General features: G+C 58.5%; 1 protein-coding gene. It reads left to right on the top strand.

Annotation, left to right across the window (positions count from 1 at the left end; translation table 11 throughout):
• Positions 1 to 429, top strand: a 429-nt coding sequence (locus HV826_RS36525; protein ID WP_255217612.1) for a penicillin-binding transpeptidase domain-containing protein, incomplete at both ends; no start/stop codon positions are given.

Raw genomic sequence — 429 nt, 5'->3', positions numbered from 1 at the left:
GTTCTGAGCCGCAGTTTGCGGGCTACAACCGTGCGATGCAGGCGCGTCGTTCGATTGGTTCCCTTGCAAAACCAGCGACTTATCTGACGGCTTTAAGCCAGCCGAAAATCTATCGCCTGAACACGTGGATTGCCGATGCGCCAATCGCGCTGCGTCAGCCGAATGGCCAGGTCTGGTCACCGCAGAACGATGACCGTCGTTATAGCGAAAGCGGCAGAGTGATGCTGGTGGATGCGTTGACCCGTTCGATGAACGTGCCGACGGTAAATCTGGGGATGGCGCTGGGGCTGCCTGCAGTTACGGATACCTGGATCAAACTGGGCGTACCGAAAGATCAGCTGCATCCGGTTCCGGCGATGCTGCTGGGGGCGTTGAACTTAACGCCAATCGAAGTGGCGCAGGCGTTCCAGACCATCGCCAGCGGTGGTA

The organism is Myxococcus sp. AM010 (assembly GCF_013372585.1).
Classification (GTDB): domain Bacteria; phylum Myxococcota; class Myxococcia; order Myxococcales; family Myxococcaceae; genus Myxococcus; species Myxococcus vastator.
This window is presented reverse-complemented; position numbering and strand designations above follow the sequence as displayed.